Annotated in this window: 17 protein-coding genes and 1 pseudogene; 6 read left to right on the forward strand and 12 right to left on the reverse strand. The window is 71.6% G+C overall.

Annotation, left to right across the window (positions count from 1 at the left end; genetic code table 11):
* Positions 1 to 58: 58 nt before the first annotated feature.
* Together glyA and I3F58_RS00305 are read left to right on the forward strand one after the other, a co-directional pair.
* Positions 59 to 1,315: a serine hydroxymethyltransferase gene (gene glyA / locus I3F58_RS00300; protein WP_240106065.1), complete on the forward strand. Its 1,257-nt coding sequence runs from the start codon at positions 59 to 61 to the stop codon at positions 1,313 to 1,315.
* 166 nt (positions 1,316 to 1,481) lie between these two features.
* The gene (locus I3F58_RS00305; protein WP_240106066.1) at positions 1,482 to 2,849 is read left to right on the forward strand and encodes an L-serine ammonia-lyase; all 1,368 of its coding nucleotides are present in this window, start codon (positions 1,482 to 1,484) and stop codon (positions 2,847 to 2,849) included.
* 60 nt (positions 2,850 to 2,909) lie between these two features.
* Here the strand turns inward: I3F58_RS00305 and I3F58_RS00310 are convergent, their stop codons facing one another.
* From I3F58_RS00310 to I3F58_RS00335, 6 genes are all read right to left on the reverse strand, one after another.
* Positions 2,910 to 3,125: an EF-hand domain-containing protein gene (locus tag I3F58_RS00310; RefSeq protein ID WP_240106067.1), complete on the reverse strand. Its 216-nt coding sequence runs from the start codon at positions 3,123 to 3,125 to the stop codon at positions 2,910 to 2,912.
* Between the two features lie 97 nt (positions 3,126 to 3,222).
* Positions 3,223 to 4,395 (reverse strand): YncE family protein, encoded by a 1,173-nt coding sequence (locus tag I3F58_RS00315; protein WP_240106313.1) that lies wholly within the window; start codon positions 4,393 to 4,395, stop codon positions 3,223 to 3,225.
* Positions 4,396 to 4,656: 261 nt separating this feature from the next.
* On the reverse strand, positions 4,657 to 5,163 hold the full coding sequence (locus I3F58_RS00320) for an ATP-binding protein (RefSeq protein WP_240106068.1): 507 nt from the start codon (positions 5,161 to 5,163) through the stop codon (positions 4,657 to 4,659).
* Positions 5,164 to 5,495: 332 nt separating this feature from the next.
* A complete protein-coding gene (locus I3F58_RS00325) occupies positions 5,496 to 6,263 on the reverse strand; it encodes an enoyl-CoA hydratase/isomerase family protein (protein WP_240106069.1) in 768 nt (255 codons plus the stop codon).
* Between the two features lie 78 nt (positions 6,264 to 6,341).
* Positions 6,342 to 7,622, reverse strand: a complete 1,281-nt coding sequence (locus tag I3F58_RS00330) for an Ig-like domain-containing protein (protein WP_240106070.1) — start codon at positions 7,620 to 7,622, stop codon at positions 6,342 to 6,344.
* 165 nt (positions 7,623 to 7,787) lie between these two features.
* On the reverse strand, positions 7,788 to 9,020 hold the full coding sequence (locus tag I3F58_RS00335) for an Ig-like domain-containing protein (protein ID WP_374207886.1): 1,233 nt from the start codon (positions 9,018 to 9,020) through the stop codon (positions 7,788 to 7,790).
* A gap of 547 nt (positions 9,021 to 9,567) precedes the next feature.
* Between I3F58_RS00335 and glgX the strand changes: the two genes are divergently transcribed.
* The 3 genes from glgX to I3F58_RS00350 all read left to right on the forward strand — a co-directional run bounded on the left by glgX (position 9,568) and on the right by I3F58_RS00350 (position 15,674).
* Positions 9,568 to 11,862 (forward strand): glycogen debranching protein GlgX, encoded by a 2,295-nt coding sequence (gene glgX, locus I3F58_RS00340; protein WP_374207887.1) that lies wholly within the window; start codon positions 9,568 to 9,570, stop codon positions 11,860 to 11,862.
* Between the two features lie 81 nt (positions 11,863 to 11,943).
* Positions 11,944 to 13,731 (forward strand): ABC transporter ATP-binding protein, encoded by a 1,788-nt coding sequence (locus tag I3F58_RS00345; RefSeq protein ID WP_240106072.1) that lies wholly within the window; start codon positions 11,944 to 11,946, stop codon positions 13,729 to 13,731.
* The gene (locus I3F58_RS00350; RefSeq protein WP_240106073.1) at positions 13,728 to 15,674 is read left to right on the forward strand and encodes an ABC transporter ATP-binding protein; all 1,947 of its coding nucleotides are present in this window, start codon (positions 13,728 to 13,730) and stop codon (positions 15,672 to 15,674) included. Before I3F58_RS00345 ends, I3F58_RS00350 begins: the two co-directional genes overlap by 4 nt.
* Here I3F58_RS00350 and I3F58_RS00355 read toward each other — a convergent pair.
* The 6 genes and pseudogenes from I3F58_RS00355 to I3F58_RS00380 all read right to left on the reverse strand — a co-directional run bounded on the left by I3F58_RS00355 (position 15,598) and on the right by I3F58_RS00380 (position 19,614).
* Positions 15,598 to 17,616, reverse strand: coding sequence for a serine/threonine-protein kinase (locus I3F58_RS00355; RefSeq protein ID WP_308354929.1), 2,019 nt, complete (start codon positions 17,614 to 17,616; stop codon positions 15,598 to 15,600). The genes I3F58_RS00350 and I3F58_RS00355 overlap by 77 nt on opposite strands.
* 36 nt (positions 17,617 to 17,652) lie before the next feature.
* Complete coding sequence (locus I3F58_RS00360) at positions 17,653 to 17,976, reverse strand: hypothetical protein (RefSeq protein ID WP_240106075.1); 324 nt, start codon at positions 17,974 to 17,976, stop codon at positions 17,653 to 17,655.
* On the reverse strand, positions 17,973 to 18,317 hold the full coding sequence (locus I3F58_RS00365; protein ID WP_240106076.1) for a hypothetical protein: 345 nt from the start codon (positions 18,315 to 18,317) through the stop codon (positions 17,973 to 17,975). Before I3F58_RS00365 ends, I3F58_RS00360 begins: the two co-directional genes overlap by 4 nt.
* A 94-nt stretch (positions 18,318 to 18,411) precedes the next feature.
* Positions 18,412 to 18,746 (reverse strand): annotated as a pseudogene (locus tag I3F58_RS00370) (YnfA family protein); the annotation flags it as partial.
* Positions 18,747 to 18,868: 122 nt separating this feature from the next.
* The gene (locus I3F58_RS00375; protein WP_240106077.1) at positions 18,869 to 19,333 is read right to left on the reverse strand and encodes a hypothetical protein; all 465 of its coding nucleotides are present in this window, start codon (positions 19,331 to 19,333) and stop codon (positions 18,869 to 18,871) included.
* 89 nt (positions 19,334 to 19,422) lie between these two features.
* Positions 19,423 to 19,614 (reverse strand): hypothetical protein, encoded by a 192-nt coding sequence (locus I3F58_RS00380; RefSeq protein ID WP_240106078.1) that lies wholly within the window; start codon positions 19,612 to 19,614, stop codon positions 19,423 to 19,425.
* A 216-nt stretch (positions 19,615 to 19,830) separates the two neighbouring features.
* Between I3F58_RS00380 and I3F58_RS29540 the strand changes: the two genes are divergently transcribed.
* A complete protein-coding gene (locus tag I3F58_RS29540; RefSeq protein WP_308354936.1) occupies positions 19,831 to 19,947 on the forward strand; it encodes a hypothetical protein in 117 nt (38 codons plus the stop codon).
* The last annotated feature ends 13 nt before the right edge of the window (positions 19,948 to 19,960 follow it).

Raw genomic sequence — 19,960 nt, forward strand, 5'->3', positions numbered from 1 at the left:
CGTCGGCCGGCCACCGGCATCAGCCCGACACTCAGACCCCACCCCTAGGGACCGCGTGATGTCGCTTCTGAACACCCCTCTCCACGAGCTGGACCCGGACGTCGCCGCCGCCGTCGACGCCGAGCTCCGCCGCCAGCAGAACACCCTCGAGATGATCGCCTCGGAGAACTTCGCTCCGGTCGCGGTCATGGAGGCCCAGGGCTCCGTCCTCACCAACAAGTACGCCGAGGGCTACCCCGGCCGCCGCTACTACGGCGGCTGCGAGCACGTCGACGTGGTCGAGCAGATCGCCATCGACCGCATCAAGGCGCTGTTCGGCGCCGAGCACGCCAACGTGCAGCCGCACTCCGGCGCCCAGGCCAACGCGGCGGCGATGTTCGCGCTGCTGAAGCCGGGCGACACGATCATGGGTCTGAACCTCGCGCACGGCGGGCACCTGACCCACGGCATGAAGATCAACTTCTCCGGCAAGCTCTACAACGTGGTCGCGTACCACGTGGACGAGACCGGCGTCGTCGACATGGCCGAGGTCGAGCGCCTCGCCAAGGAGTCCAAGCCGAAGCTGATCGTCGCCGGCTGGTCCGCCTACCCGCGCCAGCTGGACTTCGCCGCCTTCCGCCGGATCGCGGACGAGGTCGGCGCGTACCTGATGGTCGACATGGCCCACTTCGCGGGCCTGGTCGCGGCCGGGCTGCACCCGAACCCGGTGCCGCACGCCCACGTCGTGACCACGACCACGCACAAGACCCTGGGCGGTCCGCGCGGCGGCGTGATCCTCTCCACCGCCGAACTGGCCAAGAAGATCAACTCCGCGGTCTTCCCCGGCCAGCAGGGCGGCCCGCTGGAGCACGTGATCGCCGCGAAGGCGGTCTCCTTCAAGGTCGCGGCCACCGAGGACTTCAAGGAGCGCCAGCAGCGCACCCTGGAGGGCTCGAAGATCATCGCCGAGCGCCTGGTCCAGGACGACGTCAAGGCCGTGGGCGTGGACGTGCTGTCCGGCGGCACCGACGTGCACCTGGTGCTCGTGGACCTGCGCAACAGCGAGCTGGACGGCCAGCAGGCCGAGGACCGGCTCCATGAGGTCGGCATCACCGTCAACCGGAACGCCATCCCGAACGACCCTCGTCCCCCGATGGTCACCTCGGGCCTGCGGATCGGCACCCCGGCGCTGGCCACGCGCGGCTTCCAGGCGGAGGACTTCCGCGAGGTGGCCGACATCATCGCGGAGACGCTGAAGCCGTCGTACGAGGCGGCCTCGCTCCGCGCCCGGGTCGAGGCCCTCGCGGCCAAGCACCCGCTCTACCCGGGTCTGTAACCTTCCCGTACGTATCCGGATGTTTCGGCGTTGCGTACGTTACAGACCACATTGCGGGGCACCGCGCACACTGGACGGTGAGTGCGGTGCCCCGTCTCATGCCCCGCCCGACCGCACATCCGCACGACCCGGCAGACAGCGGCGTCTACCACCCCTAGGAGTTCCCGTGGCCATCTCGGTCTTCGACCTGTTCTCGATCGGCATCGGCCCGTCCAGCTCCCATACGGTCGGCCCCATGCGGGCGGCCCGGATGTTCGCGCGCCGGCTGAGGAACGAGGGGCTGCTGACCTCCACCGCCTCGATACGGTCCGAGCTGTACGGCTCGCTCGGCGCGACCGGCCACGGCCACGGCACGCCCAAGGCGGTGCTGCTCGGCCTGGAGGGCGACTCGCCCCGGACGGTCGACGTGGAGACCGCCGACGAGCGGGTCGAGCGGATCAGGTCCGAGAAGCGGATCATCCTCCTCGGCACCCACGAGATCCCCTTCGACTTCGACGAGGACCTCGTCCTGCACCGCCGTGAGACGCTGCCGTACCACGCCAACGGCATGACCCTGTGGGCCTACGACGCCGACGGGAAGACGCTGCTGGAGAAGACGTACTACTCCGTCGGCGGCGGGTTCGTCGTCGACGAGGACGCGGTCGGCGCGGACCGGATCGTGCTCGACGACACGGTCCTGAAGTACCCCTTCCGCACCGGTGACGAGCTGCTGCGGCTCACCCGCGAGACGGGCCTGTCGATCTCCGCGCTGATGCTGGAGAACGAGAAGGCCTGGCGCACCGAGGCGGAGATCCGCGAGGGCCTGCTGGACATCTGGCGGGTCATGCAGGCCTGCGTCACCCGGGGCATGACCCGTGAGGGCATCCTCCCCGGCGGGCTGAAGGTCCGCCGCCGCGCCGCGACCACCGCGCGCAAGCTGCGCTCCGAGGGCGACCCGCTGGCCCTCTCCATGGAGTGGATCACCCTCTACGCGATGGCGGTGAACGAGGAGAACGCGGCGGGCGGCCGGGTGGTGACCGCCCCGACGAACGGCGCGGCGGGCATCATCCCGGCGGTGCTGCACTACTACATGAACTTCGTGCCCGGCGCCGACGAGGACGGCGTGGTCCGCTTCCTGCTGGCCGCCGGGGCGATCGGCATGCTGTTCAAGGAGAACGCGTCGATCTCCGGCGCCGAGGTCGGCTGCCAGGGCGAGGTCGGCTCGGCCTGCTCGATGGCGGCGGGCGCGCTGGCGGAGGTGCTGGGCGGCTCTCCGGAGCAGGTGGAGAACGCGGCCGAGATCGGCATGGAGCACAACCTGGGCCTGACCTGCGACCCGGTGGGCGGCCTCGTGCAGATCCCGTGCATCGAGCGGAACGGCATGGCCGCCGTGAAGGCGGTCACGGCGGCACGGATGGCGATGCGCGGGGACGGCAGCCACAAGGTGTCGCTGGACAAGGTCATCAAGACCATGAAGGACACGGGCGCGGACATGTCCGTGAAGTACAAGGAGACGGCGCGCGGCGGTCTCGCGGTGAACATCATCGAGTGCTGAGGTCCCGGGCGGGCGCCCCCGGCTGTGGGGGGGGCACCCGTCCGGCGACGGGCCGCCGCGTCAGACCTTGTTGATGTGGGCCCAGAACTCGTCCCAGCTCAGCCGGCCGTCGCCGTTGCCGTCCTGGTTGTTGATGACGGCCTGGGCCACGGGCTCGGTGACGTTGAAGTCGCCCAGCTGCGCCATGACGCTCTTGTACTCGGCGGCCGTGATGAACCCGTCGCCGTTCACATCGAACCGGTCGAAAGCCTTGCGCGCGGCATCGATGTCGGCCATCGCTCCACCCCTTCCAGGAACCTGCGTTTACGGCGATCAGCGTAGCGGCAGGGGCGGCTGACACCTCGTGAGGCCCCCGCCGGGGGCGGAGCCCCGGTCAGCGGAACACGCCCGTGTGGCCCAGGGAGTAGCGCCCCGGCTGCGGGTAGACGGCCAGGCCGTGGGGGCCGTCGCCCACCGGGATGCGGGCCAGCTGCTCGCCGGTCCTGGTGTCGATGGCGTACACCTCGGAGTCGTACCGGCCCGACAGCCAGAGGACCTTGCCGTCGGCGGACACGCCGCCCATGTCGGGGGAACCGCCGTCCGGCAGCCACCACTTCTTCGTCAGCTTGTTGCGGGCGAAGTCGAAGACGGAGATGGAGCCTTCACCCCGGTTGGGCACGTACATCTCCTTGGAGTCCCGGGAGATGTACAGCCCGTGGCAGCCCTTGCCGGTGGGCAGCAGTTTCGGAGTGCCGAACCTGTCGCCGTCCAGGACCCACATGCCGTGGGCCATCATGTCCGCGATGTAGAAGGTCTTGCCGTCGGGCGAGAGTTTCACGTCCTGCGGCATAGCGCCGTTGAAGGGCAGCTTCTGCTGGGCGACCACCTTCATCTTCTCGGTGTCGACCTTCAGCAGTTCGCCGGAGAACTCGCACGAGACGATGAAGTAGCGCCCGTCGGCGGAGAAGTCCGCGTGGTTGACGCCGTAGCAGCTGACCGGCTCGGTGTGCAGCCGCTTCATGGTGTGCGGATCGCGGAACACCAGCTCCCGGTCGAGCGAGGCCATGACGACCGCGTGCCTGCCGTTCGGCGTGAAGTAGAGGTTGTACGGGTCGTGGACCTCGACGTCCTTGCCGCGCTTGCCGGTCGCGGGGTCGATGGGGGTGAGCGTGTGCCCCTGGTTGTTGTTGACCCAGAGGGTCTTGAGGTCCCAGGACGGCACGACGTGCTGCGGATGCCTGCCGACCGGGATGGTCTCGACGATCTCGTACGTCTCCGGGTCGATGACCGTGACGGTGTTGGAGAGCGTGTTCGGCACGTACACCCGGGACGGGAAGTCCTTGACCACCGCGGACAGTTTGTCCGGCCGGTCCGCCGCGTAGATGTCCTTCGGGTCCAGGACCGGCGGCATCCCGGGCAGTCCGGGCGGCGCGGCCGGCTTCTCGGGCTTCTTCGGTACGGCGGCGGGCGCGGCGGCCTGCGGGTTCGCCGGGTCGCTCGCGCTGCCGCAGCCACCGACGAGCGCGGCGAGCAGGACTGCCGCGAGCAGGATCGAGGGGCGCGTCATCTTGTGCACGGTCACGCGGACCATTTAAGGGCGATGAGGCGGTGAACGTATCGATTGACCCGTCATGTGCGGTTTTTTGGTGGCAACGCCCCCCGTCTGCCATAGTCGGAGCCTACGACCCCCCTGACCCGGGCCAGGTCGTCGACAGCGCCGTCGGACACACCCCTATCCGTTCGGGGCGCGCGCATCCAGAAGCCCCCGAGGTGGCCGCGACCGCGGCCGGCAGGGGGCTTCTGTGCGACCAGGGCGGGAGACAGGACGTCAGCCGCGGTCCGCCACCCGGATCTCGAACCAGGTGTTCTTGCCGCGCGGCAGCAGATCCACGCCCCAGCGGACCGACAGCTTGTCGACGAGGTACAGCCCCCGCCCGCTGACGTCCAGGTCGCGGACCGGCATCAGGCAGGGCAGACCCCGCGACGGGTCGCGGACCTCGATGCGGATGCGGCCTCGGGCGCGGCGCATCCGGAGGCCGAAGACCCGCGCCCCGGTGTGCCGTACGGCGTTGCCGACCAGTTCGGAGACCAGCAGTACCGCGTCGTCCGCGACCGCCTGGCCGAGCGCCCAGCGGCGCAGCACGATGTGCTCGGTGATCCGGCGGGCGAGGCGGGCGTTCTGCGGGCGGGACAGCATCTGCACCTCTCCGACCGTCGGGTCCCCGTACTCCTCCAGCGCCTTGAGCGCCTCTTCGTCGTCGGCCGTGGGCACCCACCGCGCGGTGGTGGCACTGCCGCGCTGCCATGGTTGCTCCACACCTTCCAGCCCCGCCATGCCCTACATGATGGCCGCCGGGCGGGGCGCGCGGAGGGGTTACTCGGGAATCACCACCGGTGAACCCACGCCCGGAGGGGGCACGGTGGGCATATGACGGAGGCAATCAGCACCCAACCCGCACCCCCTGACCTGCGGTAACGCAACGCTCTGTCATGGTCGCGCAAAGACCCGGGGGAACAGGCTTTAAGGCCCCTTTAAGGCAGCCTTAAACCACCCGGATGGATGAACGTTCACACAGCGGCCCGGAACATCCGGGAAGATCCCGTGAGACCCCGGAGGTCCGGAGGGGTCCCGGGCCGTACCGTCCGGTCCGCCCGATCTGCCGCACCTCAGAGGAACTTGGCCTTTCCGGGCCCCTCCTCGACGAAGCTGCGCATGCCCCGCTCGCGGTCCTCGGTGGCGAACAGCCCCGCGAACCAGTTCCGTTCGACGGTGAGACCGGTGTCGATGTCCGTCTCCAGGCCAGCGTCGACCGACTCCTTCGCCGCTCGCAGCGCCAGCGCCGGCCCCTGGGCCAGCCCGGCCGCCCACGCGTGGGCCTGCTCGTACACCTCGGCCGCGGGGACGACCCGGTCGACGAGCCCCATGGTCAACGCCTCGTCGGCCTTCACCTGGCGTCCGGTGAAGATCATGTCCTTGGCCTTCGACGGCCCGACCAGCCGGGCGAGCCGCTGGGTGCCGCCCGCACCCGGGATCAGGCCGAGCAGGATCTCGGGCTGGCCCAGCTTGGCGTTCTCGGCGGCGATCCGGTAGTCCGCGCAGAGCGCCAGCTCGCAGCCGCCGCCCAGGGCGTAGCCGGTGACGGCGGCGACGACCGGCTTGGGGATGCGGGCGACGGCGGTGAAGGAGTCCTGGAGGGCCTTGGCGCGCAGCACCATGGCCGTGTGGTCCATGGCCTGCATCTCCTTGATGTCCGCACCGGCCGCGAAGACCCGCTCGCCGCCGTAGATGACCACGGCCCGTACGTCGTCGCGGCGGGAGGCCTCCTCCGCCAGCTCCTTGAGCCTGTCCTGGGTGGCGACGTCCAGGGCGTTCATGGGGGGACGGTCCAGACGGATGGTGCCGACGCCCGCGGAGACTTCGAGAGTGACTGTCATACGGGGCAGGTTAGCCGCCGTTAACGGCAGCGGGCCCGGTGCTGTGCGTCACAGCACCGGGCCCCGCGTCGGGACGCCCTACTTCTTCCATTCCTCCCAGGACATGTTCCAGCCGTTGAGGCCGTTGTCCGGCTGGATCTGCTTGTCCTTGGAGTTCTTCACGACGACGACGTCACCGATCATCGAGTTGTCGTAGAACCACGCGGCCGGCGTGTTCGGGTTCCCGGCGCCGCGCGCGTCGTGCAGCCCGACGCAGCCGTGGCTGACGTTGGCGGAGCCGAAGGTCGACTTGGCGGCCCAGTAGTTGCCGTGCACGAAGGTGCCGGAGGTGGACAGCCGCATGGCGTGCGGGACGTCCTTGATGTCGTACTCGCCGCCGAAGCCCACGGTGGCGCCGTTCATGCGGGTCACCTTGTACTTCTCGCTGATCACCATCTGGCCGTTGTACGTCGTCGTGGACGGGGCTCCGGCCGTGATCGGGAGCGTCTTGAGGACCTTGCCGTCACGGACCACCGTCATGGTCTTGGCCTCGGCGTCGACGGTCGAGACCTGACTGCGGCCGACGGTGAAACTGACGGTCTTCTTCTGCTTGCCGTACACGCCGGGGCGGCCCTCGACACCGTCCAGGTCGAGTTCCAGGGTCACCTTGGTGCCGGCCGCCCAGTACTTCTCCGGGCGGAAGTCGAGCCGGTCGTTTCCGAACCAGTGGCTCTCGACCGGTACGGACGGCTGGGCCGTCACCTTGACACCGGCCTCCACGGCCTCGGGGTTGGTGATGCCGCGTGAGAAGCGCAGCGAGACCGGCATGCCGACGCCGACCGTGGAGCCGTCCTCGGGCGTGAACTCACCGATGAAGGTGTTCTGCGGGACGAGCGTGGTGAAGCTGGTGTCCTTGGCCGACTCGCGGCCCGCCTCGTCCTCGGCCACGGCGTGCACCTTGTACGTCGTGGCGGCGGCGAGGTGGCGGACGGGCTGCCAGCTGGTGGCGTCGGTGGACATGCGGCCGTCGACGGGGGTGCCCTTGGAGTCGGTGACGGTGACGGTGGTGAGCCTGCCCTGCTCGGCGGAGACCTTGAGGGCGCCGCTGGTCTCGACGCCGTCGGCGCCGTCCTTGGGGGCGATGGTGACGATGGCCTGCGAGGGCGAGTTGTCGACCTGCCGGGCGCCCGGCGCGGCCGGGGCCGCGTCGTCCTCGGTACTGCCCGCGCCGGAACCGCCCGAGCAGGCGGAGACCAGCAGCAGCAAGGCTCCGGCGGCGACCGCCAGCGCGGTCCGGCCGCTCCGGCGCGGTCGGGTACCGCCGCGCCCGTCCGACGCCCGCACGGGCCCCTGGGCGTAGTCCTCCGATATCGGCAGCATCCTCACGATGCACCTCTCCCCTCGCCGGGCCCGGCACCGCCGCGACCCGCACCCCCGCGCGCTGTCCCCGCGCGCACGAGGCCAGAGAATCACACCGCCGGTCACGTGAAGCGCGCCGGAATGTCACCGTTCGGTCCCAAAGCTTCAATGGACAACTTTCCGGCGTCAGCCGCGCAGGGCGGAACCGGCCTTCCAGCGCTTCCAGTCCATGTTCCAGCCGCCGAGGCCGTTGTCGGGAGCGACTTTCCGGTCCTTGGAGTGGACGACCTCGACGACGTCCCCGACGAGGGTCTGCCCGAAGAACCACCCGGCGGGGGTGTCGTCGCCGCCGCCCTTCACATCGCGCAGCCCGACACAGCCGTGGCTGACGTTGTCGGAGCCGAAGGTGTCGGCGGGGGCCCAGTAGTTGCCGTGCAGGAAGGTCCCGGAGGCGGTGAGGCGCATGGCGTGCGGGACGTCCTTGATGTCGTACTCGCTCTTGCCCTTGGCGTCCTTGAAGCCGACGGTGGCACCGTTCATCCGGGTCACCTCGAACAGTTCGGTGACCACCATCTTCCCGTTGTACGTGGTGGTCTTCGGCGCTCCGGCGGTGACGGGCAGCGTCGCGAGGAGGCTGCCGTCGCGGTACACCTCCATGGTGTGCTTCTCGGCGTCCACCATGGAGATCTGGTGACGGCCGACGGTGAACCGCACCACCTTCCGCTGCACCCCGTACACCCCGGGCGCCGCCTCCACGTCCCGCAGCCGCAGGTCGACGGTCACGCGGGTGCCGGGGGCCCAGTGCGTCTCGGGGCGGAAGTCGAGCCGCTGGTCACCGAACCAGTGTCCGGCGACGGCGACGGCCGGGTCGGCGGTGACGCGGATGCCCCGCTCCACGGCGGCGCGGTTCTCCACGGGCCGGTTGAAGCGGAACGAGACGATCATTCCGGTGCCCACGGTGGCGCGGTTCTCCGGGGCGAAGTAGCCGATGAAGCGGTGCTCGGGGACGAGCGTGGTGAAGGTGGTGTGCCGGGCGGAACGGCGGCCGTGACCGTCGACGGCGACGGCGTCGACGCTGTACTTGGCGGCGAGCGCGAGCCGGGTGCCCTTGCCGGGACGCCAGGTGAGCCCGTCGCCGGAGACGGCGCCGGGCAGGTCGGCGGGCTGGGCGTCCTCGATCCGGCGCACCCGTACGCTCTCCAGCCGCCCGTCGGGGACCCGTACTTCGACGCGGGCGTCGGGGGCGACGTCCTCGGCCCCGTCGTCCGGGAGCACCCGGATGACGTCGTCGGACCGCCGGTTCTCACCACCGCCGCGCCCGTCAGGTCCGCCCGGCCCGCCCGGCCCGCCGCCGAGGCATCCGGCGAGCCCGAGGAGGAGCCCGCCGCCCGCGAGCGCGGCGACGGCGGCCCGCTTCAGCTTCCAGAGTCTGCACAGTCCACGTCGTCTCACGTCCCGCACAACGACCATGGCCCGGGTACGGAAACGTCTGTACGGGTCGTGTTCGGTATCGGCCATGTTGGGATCAGGACGGTCCGGGCAGAACACGGTGAGGACCGGGAGCCCCCGGGACGGGCGACCGGTCCCGTCAGCCGGACGAGCCGCAGGAGGCCGGCAGGTGTCGAACGCGGAACAGCAACGAACCCGGGCCACCCGCCCCCCGGCCCCCGCCGGGTTACCTCCGTCGGCTCCCGGCTCCGGGACCGGCGGCGGGGGCGGGGACGCGGCGGATGCCGAGGCGGTGGCCAGGTCGGGACGTACGGTAGACGGGGCTCCCGGGGGCGGCGGCGCAGATGCGGCGGCCCCGGGCGTCATGGGTGACAGGGCGGTGATCGGGGTGAGGCGTACCGGTGCGGAAGGGCCCGTCGGCGCGGGCGCGGCGGGTGCCGGGGCGGTGAGGGGAGCCGGGCATGCCGGAACCCCGACTCCCGGCCGCACAGACGCGGACACGGGACCGCTCCGCGCGGTGGGCCGGGGCGACGCCGCCGAGGCCGGTCCCTCCCGCGGTGTCGGCGCGGACGCGGCGGGGGCTGGAGCGGGGTCCGCCCCGGGGGCGAGCCCCGTCGGCGGCCGGAAGGACGACAGGCCCACGGGGCCCGGCGGCGTGGTCGTGTGGCCGGGGACCCCGACGCCGCTGGGGGCGCGGTTCCGGGTGGGGGCCGACGGGGTCGCCGGAACCAACTTCGCGCTCTGGGCCGGCGGGGCCGAGGGCGTGGAGGTGTGCCTCTTCGGCCGGGACGGGGGCGAGACCCGTGTACCGCTCGCCGAACTGACGCACGAGATCTGGCACGGCTTCGTGCCGGGCGTACGGCCCGGGCAGCGCTACGGCTTCCGGGTGCACGGGCGGTGGGACCCGTGGACCGGGGCGCGCTGGAACCCGGCCAAGCTGCTGCTCGACCCGTACGCCCGGGCCGTCGACGGCGACTACGGCGCCCTCGGCCTGCCGCCCGAGGTGTACGGGCATGTACGGGACTGGCCCGACCAGCGGGTCGCGGACACCGTCCGGGACGAGCGGGACTCGGCGCCGTACGTCCCCAAGGGAGTGGTCGTGCACGATGACGACGACTGGGCGGAAGACCGGCGGCCCAAGACCCCCTGGGCCGACTCCGTCATCTACGAGCTGCATGTGAAGGGGTTCACCCGGCGGCACCCGGGCGTTCCGGAAGCCCTGCGCGGTACGTACGCGGGGCTCGCCCATCCCGCCGCCGTCGAGCATCTCGTGCGGCTCGGGGTGACCGCGGTCGAGCTGCTGCCCGTGCACCAGTTCGCGCACGAGGACCATCTGCTGCGGCGCGGCCTGCGCAACTACTGGGGATACAACTCGATCGGCTACTTCGCCCCGCACGCCGCGTACAGCGCGTCCGGCACGGGCGGTGAGCAGGTCGCTGAGTTCAAGCGCATGGTGCGGGCGCTGCACTCCGCCGGGATCGAGGTCATCCTGGACGTGGTCTACAACCACACCGCCGAGGCGGGCGAGTTCGGACCGATGCTGTCGCTGCGCGGCATCGACAACCGGGGGTACTACCGGCTCCAGTCCGACCCGCGCCGGTACGCCGACTACACCGGCTGCGGCAACACCCTGCACGTCGTCCAGCCCCAGGTGCTGCGGCTCATCACGGACTCGCTGCGGTACTGGGTGACGGAGATGGGCGTCGACGGGTTCCGGTTCGACCTGGCGGCGGCGCTGGCCCGGTCCATGCACGACGTGGACATGCTGTCGCCGTTCCTCGCGGTGATCGCGCAGGACCCGGTGCTGCGCCGGGTGAAGCTGATCGCGGAGCCGTGGGACGTCGGGAACGGCGGCTACCAGGTGGGCGCCTTCCCACCGCTGTGGACCGAGTGGAACGACCGCTACCGGGACGCCGTACGGGACTACTGGCGCGGCGCCCTGCCCGACGTGCGGGACCTCGGCTACCGGCTGTCCGGGTCCAGCGACCTGTACGCGTGGGGCGGGCGCCGCCCGTACGCATCCGTCAACTTCGTCACCGCGCACGACGGCTTCACGCTGCGCGACCTGGTGTCCTACGAGCACAAGCACAACGAGGCGAACGGCGAGGACAACCGGGACGGGACCGACGACAACCGGTCGTGGAACTGCGGGGCCGAGGGGGAGACGGACGACCCGGCCGTCACCGCGCTGCGGCGGCGCCAGATCCGCAACCTGCTGACCACCCTGCTCCTGTCCACCGGGGTCCCGATGCTGGTCGCGGGCGACGAGATGGGCCGCAGCCAGGGCGGGAACAACAACGCGTACTGCCAGGACAACGAGCTGGGCTGGGTCGACTGGTCCCTGCTCGACCAGCCCTGGGCACGGGAGCTGCTCGCGCTGACCCGGCGGCTGCTGGCGCTGCGCCACGCACACCCGGTGCTGCGCCGCCGCGCCTTCTTCTCGGGCCGCCCGCAGGGTGCGGACGGGCTGCGGGACCTGGCCTGGTTCACGGCCGGGGGCGTGGAGATGACGGAGCGTGACTGGTACGAGCCGACGGCGACGATCGCCTTCTACCTCTCCGGGCGGGACATCCCGGGGCGGGACGCGCGGGGCGAGCCGGTCCGGGACGACAGTTTCCTGGTGGTGCTCCACGCGGGCGACCGCGAGGTGGAGCAGCGGCTGCCGGGGCCTCCGTGGGCGGAGTCGTACGAGCTGGTGGTGGACACGGCGCGGGAGGAGCAGGATGCGGCGCCGGGGACGGCCTACGAGGGCGGGGCGGGCGTGCGGGTGGCGGCGAGGTCGGCGCTCGTCCTCAGGTGCCGTACCGGCTGAAGTCCTCGGTCCGGGGGCCGGAACCTGTTCGGCGGAAAAATCCGTGAAGCCCGTCAGGGGTGAACCGTACGCTCGGTCCTGATGCCTGACTCACGGTCACCCCACGCGCCCCTGCCCCGCAAACGGTCCGCCGTCCGGTCGCTCCTGCGGCTGTGGCCGTATGTGCGCCCCATCCGCGTGCGGTTCTTCTCGGCCGCGCTCGTCGCGGTGGTCGCGTCCTGCCTGAGCCTGGTCATCCCGCTGGTCCTGAAGTGGATGGTGGACGGCCCGGTCGCGGACCGCGACCCCGCAGGGGTCGGGTGGGGTGCACTGGCACTGCTGGCGCTGGGTCTGCTGGAGGCCCTGCTGTTCGGGTTCCGGCGGTGGCTGGTGGCGCGGCCCCTGACCGGGGTGGAGGCGGCGCTGCGCCGCGACCTGTACCGGCGGGTGCAGCGCCTGCCGATGGACTTCCACGACCGGTGGGCCTCGGGCCAGCTCCTGTCGCGGGCGACGAACGACCTGACGCAGGTCCGGATGTTCCTGGTGTTCCCGCTGACGTTCCTGTTCGTGAACGCCGTGACCCTGCTCGCGGGCTTCGTGCTGCTGATGGCCCAGGACTGGACGCTGGGTCTGGTACTGCTGGTCCCGGTGGTGCCGCTGATCGTGGCGTGCTCGCTGTTCCAGGCGCGGTACGCGGTGGTGGCGCGCCGGGCCCAGGACCAGGTGGGCGACCTGGCGACGGTCGTCGAGGAGAGCGTGCTGGGCATCCGGGTGGTGAAGGGCTTCGGCCGGCACCGCAGCCAGGCCGTGGCGTTCCGGGCACTGGCGCGGCGGCTGCGTGGCACGGAGCTGGGGAAGGCCCGGCTGCTCGCGGTGACCTGGGCGGTCGTCACCCTCGTACCGGAGCTGGCGATCGGGGCGGCGCTGGTGCTGGGGACGGTGCAGGTCGCCGACGGGGGGCTGTCGGCGGGCACGCTGGTGGCGTTCCTGTTCACGGCCCTGGCGCTGCGGTGGCCGGTGGAGTCGATCGGGTTCCTGCTGGCGATGAGCCAGGAGGCGGCGACGGCGACGGACCGGTTCTTCGAGGTGGTGGACGAGCCGGAGGAGGACGCCCGGGACGCTGCCGTGGCGGCGGTGCCGACGGAGGGCGACGGCATCCGTTTCGAGGCCGTCGCGTTCCGCTACGCGGACGCCTCGCCGGACACACCGCCGGTGCTGCGCGGGGTGGACCTGCACATCCGGCCGGGCGAGACGATGGCGCTGGTCGGCGCTACCGGCTCGGGCAAGACGACACTGACCGCGCTGGTGCCGAGGCTGCACGAGGTGACGGCCGGGCGGATCCTGCTGGACGGTGCGGACATCACGGCGATGCCCCGGGAGCGGCTGCGGACGCTGGTGTCGGTGGCGTTCGAGGAGCCGACCCTGTTCTCGACGAGTGTGCGGGACAACGTCCTGATGGGAGCGGACGAGCCGGAGCTCGCCCGGGCGCTGGCCGTCGCCCGCGCGGACGGTTTCGTGGACGCGCTGCCGGACGGTGCGGCGACCCGGGTGGGCGAGCAGGGGCTGAGCCTCTCGGGCGGCCAGCGGCAGCGGCTGGCCCTGGCCCGGGCGGTGGTGGGCGGGCCGCGCTTCCTGGTCCTGGACGATCCGCTGTCGGCGCTGGACGTGCACACCGAGGCGCTGGTGGAGGCGGCGCTGCGGGAGGTGCTGCGCGACACGACAGCCCTGGTGGTGGCTCACCGTCCGTCGACGGTGGCGCTGGCCGACCGGGTGGCGCTGCTGTCGGAGGGCCGGATCGCGGCGGTGGGCACGCACGAGGAGCTGCTCCGGGACTGCGCGGAGTACGCCTGGCTGATGTCGGGCGAGGAGAGGAAGGGCGGGCCCCGATGAGCACGGCGACGAACGACACGCCGCGGCATGAGCCGGACGGGCGGGACGGGCCGTCCCCGGCGGGGCGTCCCGCAGAGGCCGCGGAGGCGGGGCGGACGCCCCGCGCGGAACAGGCGGCGCGGGCCACGCCCCCCGACCCCTTCGACAGCGACGACCTCGACAGCCCCCGGGGCGCGACCGGTTCCCTGCTACGGGATCTGCTGCGCCCGCACCGGGCCCGCGTGCTGCTGGCGGCGCTGCTGCTGATCGCCCATCAGGCGGCCGTGCAGACGGGGCCGCTCCTCGTGGCGTACGCGATCGACCGGGCCGTGCCCGCCCTGCGCGCGGGTGACCGGGGCCCGCTGGTCGCCGTGGCGGTCGGGTACGGCGCCTGCGCGCTGGGTGCCGCCCTGCTCCAGTACGGCTCCGTCCGTACGAACGCCGGGGTCAGCCAGAACGTGCTGCTGGACCTGCGCGGCCGGATCTTCCGCCATGCGCAGGCGCTGAGCGTGGACTTCCACGAGCGCTACACGTCCGGCCGCCTGATCTCCCGCGCGACCACGGACGTCGAATCCCTGCGCCAGCTTCTCTCGGAGGGCCTCCAGGAGCTGATCGAGGTGGTCCTGTCCCTGCTCTCCATCTCCCTCCTCCTGCTGTGGCTGGACTTCGGGATCGGCGCGGTGGCCGTCGTCTCGTTCGTGCCTCTCGCCCTGCTGATCCGGGTGTACCGGCGCCGCGCGTCGGTCGCGTTCAGCGCCCGCTCCACGGCGATCGCCGCGGTGATCGTGAAGGTGACGGAGACCCTGAACGGCATCCGTCCGGTGCGGGCGTTCCGCCGCGAGCGTGCGAACGACACGGAGTTCGACGCGCTCAACCACTTACACGAACGGCGCAACGGCGACGCGATCCTGGAGATGGCACGCTATGTCGTCGGCTCCCGGCTGATCGCCAACACGGCGGTCGCGGGCATGGTCCTGTGGGGCGGCTACCGGGTCGCGGACGGCACGCTCGCGCTGGGCGTGCTGGCCGCGGCGGTGCTGTACGTGCGGCGGCTCTACGATCCGATCGACCGGATGGCGATGTTCCTCAACGCGTACGAGTCGGCAGCGGCGTCCCTGGGCAAGGTCGCCGGCCTGCTGGCCCAGCGGCCGACGGTCCCCGAACCGCCCGGGGGGACGGCCGCCGAGCTGCCGCCGCGCCCCGGGAACGCACCGGGCCGCGAAGTGGTCTTCGAGGGCGTCGGCTTCGCGTACCGGACGGGCGGGGAAGTGCTCCCCCGCTTCGACCTGAAGATCGCGGCGGGCCAGACGGTGGCCGTGGTCGGCACGACGGGCGCGGGCAAGTCCACCCTAGCGAAGCTGCTCTCCCGCTTCTACGACCCGACGACCGGCAGGGTGCTGCTCGACGGCGTGGACCTCCGCCACCTGTCCACGCCCGAACTGCGGCGCGGAGTGGTGATGGTGACGCAGGAGGCGTTCCTCTTCTCCGGGACGGTCGCGGACAACATCGCTCTGGGCCGCCCGGAGGCGACCCGGGCGGAGATCGAACACGCGGCGAAGGCGATCGGCGCGCACGACTTCGTCATGTCGCTGCCGGACGGCTACGACACGGACGTGCGGAAGCGGGGCGGGCGCATCTCGGCGGGCCAGCGCCAGTTGGTCGCCTTCGCCCGCGCCCTGCTGGCCGACCCCGGGGTGCTGATCCTAGACGAGGCGACCAGCTCCCTGGACATCCCGGGCGAACGGGCGGTGCAGCGCGCGATGGACACGGTGCTGCGCGGCCGCACGGCGGTGGTCATCGCCCACCGCCTGTCCACGGTCGAGATCGCGGACCGGGTCCTGGTGATGGAGCACGGCCGGGTGGTGGAGGACGGCCCGCCCGCCCGGCTCATCGCGGACGAGGGCCGTTTCGCCGCGCTGCACCGGGCGTGGCGGGAGAGCCTGGTGGGGCAGTCAGGTCCGTGATCCTGACCGTGCGATCGGCTCCGGCGGTGACCAGCATGGTGCCGTCGGGGCTGAAGGCGAGGTCGCAGACGGGGTCCGTGTGTGGCGGGATGCGTGACAGGAGTTCGCCGCTGGTGGCGTCCCAAAGGCGCGCTTCCCTGCCCCCGCAGGTCGCGATCCAGTCGCCGCGGGGACTGAACGCCACACGCAGCTTGCTGTCGATGCGCTCCCCCAGGTCGAGGTCGAGGAGCCTGCCGCCGGAGCGGGTGTCCACAACGCACAGACCCTGGCTGAGCGACGGGTTCTGGAATTCGACCGGCAGGGCAAGTCTGGTTCCGTCCGGGCTGAAGGCGAGGCTGCCCGGGGAGATCTTGATCCGCTTGATCGGCACGGCCAGGACGATGGAGCCGCTTGCCGCGTCCACGACGGAGACCGCACAGGAGACCGCGCGCGGTCCGCCCACCGCGAGGAGACGGCCGTCCGGGCTGAAGGTCACGTCGTTCGGGCCGCTGACGCCTCCACGGGCACGCAGGAGCCGTTCACCGGTGCGCGTGTCCCATACGTGGACCCACCCACCGCCCGCGGTGGCGATCCGGGCTCCGTCGGGGCTGAACGCGAGGTGGTGCGCACTCCCCCCGAGGTCGAACCCCTGGCGCTCGCTCCCGGTGGCGGCGTCCCAGATCCGGAGCCACTTCCAGCCCTTGCGGCGGACTGTGGCAAGAAGTGCGCCGTCCTGGCTGACGGCCAGCGTCGGGGACTCCAGCCAGCCGGTGCGGTGGACGATGCGGTGGACCTCGTCTCCCGCGTGGTCGATGACGACGACGGTCCCGTTGGTCATGGCGTAGACCATATGGCGCCCGCCGGAGCAGAAGGCCACGGCGACGGCGTCCTTGTCCGTGCGGAAAGCTCTGCGGGGCACGGGGACGGGGACCGCGGACACAGGAACCGGGGGGATTGCGGGCGGAGCCACGGGAGGCGGAGGCCCGGGGGCCGGGGCGGTGGGTGCGGCCGACGGCGGGACGATCGGGCGCCGTTCCGGTTCGGCGGGTGCCGGCACCTGTGTGGGGGCGTACGCGGGCGCCGCCTGGTCGAGGCGCCGCAACGTCTGAGCGACTTCGGCAGCGGAGCCGTACCGCTGGTCGGGCTCCTTCCGGAGCAGGGTGAGCACCAGCTCGTCCCACGCCGGTGTGACCCCGGTCGCGACGGAGCTGGGCGCGGGGGGCTCCTGGGTGAGGTGGGCGGTGAGATGACCCATGGCGTCGGGTGCGTCGAACGGCAGTCGGCCGGTGATCATCTCGAAGAGCACACACCCGAGCGCGTACAGATCGCTGTACGTCCCGGGGTGGCCCCGCGCCTGTTCGGGCGCCATGTACTGGGGCGTGCCCACGATGAACCCGGTCTGGGTGAGGCGCCCCTGCGTCGCGGAGGGGTCCGCCGCCCGCGCGATCCCGAAATCGAGCAGCTTGACCACACCTGACGCGGTGATGAGGACGTTGGAGGGCTTGATGTCCCGGTGCAGCACACCCACCGCGTGCGCCTCTCCGAGCGCATCGGCCATCTGCGCGCCCCAGCGGCTTGCCTGTGGCAGGGCGAGGGGGTGCCGCCGCAGGACGGCGTCCAGCCCCTCGCCCCGCACCAGCTCCATGACCAGGAACGGTGTTCGGCCCTCCCCGGCCTCGGCCTCACCGAGATCGTGAACGGTCACGATGGACGGGTGCTGGAGCGCGGCCGTGATCCGCGCCTCCCTCAGGAACCTGGCGCGCGCGTCGTCGCCCCGGCTTCCGCCACCGGCCAGGAGCGAGATCACCTTGACGGCGACCAGCCGTTCGAGCGTCTCGTCCCGCGCTTCCCAGACCTGCCCCATCCCGCCTTCGCCAAGCGGTCGCAGCATCCGGTACCGGCCCCCGAGCACCAGGTCTCGCACGGATCTCCCCCAATCCGTCTTGATGACGGCGCCCATCATAGGGCGGCGAGGCGGCCGGAGCCGGGGGTTGGACCGCTACTGCCAGAAGCACTCGTCGATGACGATCTGCGGGTCAGCGGTGCGGGGGACGAAATGGTAGCGAAGCCACCCACGCCCCCAGTCGAAGTAGATGATGTGCATGCCACCAGGCCGGGTGGACTGGACAGGTTCGACGCTCATTCCGGCTGGTAGGTCCCGGTCGGTGTCGATGCCACGGAAATAGGGATCGCGTGCGACGACGAGTTCGGCGCGAGCGGCTTCGGCCAGGACACGGGCCGCCTCGGGGAGCGTGTTACGGCCGTCCTCGGCATCCTTGGTCCAGTCGGCCTGCCATGGCGGCCCCGTGAACTCGTCCGTCACTGGCCGGGCTCCGCCTTCGCAGCGGCGCGGCGAAGACGTCCGGCCTCTTCGATGAGGGCCTTCGCGCGCGTGTAGTCGGGTTCGCGGGCGGCCTCGTCCTCCAGGCGGTGGACCGCGGCTTCCAGGCGCGGGTCGCGGGCGAGTGCGTACTCGCCCCACCATCGGGCCATGAAGGCGGGGACGGGAGCCAGGTCGTAGGCGTCAGCGATGTCGCGGCGCCAGTGACGGTCGAAGTCGACAAGGAGTTTCGGTGTGTGCTGCGCGATGGCCGCGCGGAGGGCCTTGGGGGTGTATTCGGGCATCGGGGGAACGGCTCCCGCGCCGTGCGTGGCTGTGGTCATCGGCTGAGCGGTCCTTTCGCGACGGAAGCTGTCAGGCGTGCCCGGCACCATCAGGGCGCCGAGGGTTCGGTACGTCATTATTCTCCCGCTGCTGGCCGCCGCGCGGCGCGTACATGATCAGGCCCACGCCGACCAGGCAGACCAGCGCCCCCGTCACGTCCGACCGGTCCGGCCGCACTCCGTCCATCACCATTCCTCATGCCGACGCCCCCGCCACGAGCACTCCGCCGTACGCGGCCAGGATCCGCCCGAAGTGCGGGTCCGTCTGAAAAGCAGCGACGAACCCGTACGCACCGAGAGCTGGCGCCCCGGCCCCCGCTCACCTCCAGCCCCGGTGCTCTCGTACGCCCTCCCGCACACGAGCCAGGCGCCGCCAATCCCGAACAGGGCGGCCAGCACGAACAGGGCGACGGAACGGACGACGGTCACGGCAGAGTCCTTCGGGCGGGGCGAACGGTCGGCAGAACCTGGTCCTGTGGTCCATGGACCTGTGGCCCGCACTCTGCCCCCTGCAACCGCGCCCCTGAGTGGCTCGCCTTCGCCGGGCCGGGTTACTCGGCCTCGCCTCTGACGGCGACTCCTTCGTACGCGGCAAGGGCGGCCTGATGGAGGGCGTAGAGTTTGTCGAGGTCCTCGGAGGACACCGAATCCTGCACCAGCAACCTGCCGGCCCTGTCCTCCACGGCCGCCCATGCCTGGCGGGCCCGCTTGTTGGCCCGGCGCCGAGCGTCGCTCCGCAGAAACGCCGCCCCCGCGGCCAGCCCTGCGGCCGTGAGCGCCATCAGCGCGGCCGGAATACGGGCATCGGCCGAGGCCAGCCCCGTCGCGCCGGACACTCCGGCCAGCAGGGCGGCGGGAAACCCGAGGGCGATCTCGACCTTCACCCACCTGCCGGCCCGCCTGTCCGACAGGCTCCTGTGCCGGGCAGCCTCGTCACGGAGCCGCTCGACCTCGACGCGCGGGTGGAGTCGGGGCCCGTCCAGCCCCGACACCGAAGCATCAGAATCAGTCGCCATGACGGGATTCAACCCGCCATCGGCGCAGGCGATTTACTACGCCGCCGACAGTATTCCGACGCCCCGTTCGTCAACCTCCGACAGAACCCTCAGTCCACGTGCGCGGTTTCGAGATGACGGCGAAACAACACGTTCGCGTCCGTCGCGGCGCTTGCGTCACCCCGATGCCGGGCCTCCGCGCGCTGCGCGGCGAGTTCCAGGCAGGCCGGGCAGCCGGGGACGGCTGCGGGCGGGCGCGAGGGATCGTAGACGTATGTTCCAGATACGGCTGCTTGTTCCATGAGTGCTCCGTACAGGGATAGACGCCTCCCACGACGGAGGCGCGTGACTACCCTGATTCCCCTCGGCGTTGCGTAGCGCGTAGAACCAACTCAACGCTCAGCGCGTGAGACTGGCGGACGGGCACAGAGGAGGACACGGTGACCCAAGAGGCGGCGCCCTACACCACAGCCGCGATGTTCGGGGAGGTCCTGAAGCTCTGCCGCAAGGCGGCGGGCATGACACAGGCCGCCCTGGCCCGCGAGGCCCCATGCGGCCGCTCGCACGTCGCCCATGTGGAGCGGGCAAGCAGGTCCCCCAGGACACCTTCGCCATCAAGTGCGACGAGGTCCTGAAGACCGGCGCAGT

The organism is Streptomyces sp. MUM 203J, from assembly GCF_022414595.1.
In the GTDB taxonomy this organism is placed as follows: Bacteria; Actinomycetota; Actinomycetes; order Streptomycetales; family Streptomycetaceae; genus Streptomyces.

Coding starts and splice junctions, on each gene's coding strand:
- glyA (WP_240106065.1), top strand. CDS start 59: ATGTCGCTTCTGAACACCCCTCTCCACGAGCTGGACCCGGACGTCGCC.
- I3F58_RS00310 (WP_240106067.1), bottom strand. CDS start 3,125: ATGGCCGACATCGATGCCGCGCGCAAGGCTTTCGACCGGTTCGATGTG.
- I3F58_RS00315 (WP_240106313.1), bottom strand. CDS start 4,395: ATGACGCGCCCCTCGATCCTGCTCGCGGCAGTCCTGCTCGCCGCGCTC.
- I3F58_RS00320 (WP_240106068.1), bottom strand. CDS start 5,163: ATGGCGGGGCTGGAAGGTGTGGAGCAACCATGGCAGCGCGGCAGTGCC.
- I3F58_RS00325 (WP_240106069.1), bottom strand. CDS start 6,263: ATGACAGTCACTCTCGAAGTCTCCGCGGGCGTCGGCACCATCCGTCTG.
- I3F58_RS00330 (WP_240106070.1), bottom strand. CDS start 7,622: ATGCTGCCGATATCGGAGGACTACGCCCAGGGGCCCGTGCGGGCGTCG.
- I3F58_RS00345 (WP_240106072.1), top strand. CDS start 11,944: ATGCCTGACTCACGGTCACCCCACGCGCCCCTGCCCCGCAAACGGTCC.
- I3F58_RS00350 (WP_240106073.1), top strand. CDS start 13,728: ATGAGCACGGCGACGAACGACACGCCGCGGCATGAGCCGGACGGGCGG.
- I3F58_RS00355 (WP_308354929.1), bottom strand. CDS start 17,616: ATGATGGGCGCCGTCATCAAGACGGATTGGGGGAGATCCGTGCGAGAC.
- I3F58_RS00365 (WP_240106076.1), bottom strand. CDS start 18,317: ATGACCACAGCCACGCACGGCGCGGGAGCCGTTCCCCCGATGCCCGAA.
- I3F58_RS00375 (WP_240106077.1), bottom strand. CDS start 19,333: ATGGCGACTGATTCTGATGCTTCGGTGTCGGGGCTGGACGGGCCCCGA.
- I3F58_RS00380 (WP_240106078.1), bottom strand. CDS start 19,614: ATGGAACAAGCAGCCGTATCTGGAACATACGTCTACGATCCCTCGCGC.
- I3F58_RS29540 (WP_308354936.1), top strand. CDS start 19,831: ATGACACAGGCCGCCCTGGCCCGCGAGGCCCCATGCGGCCGCTCGCAC.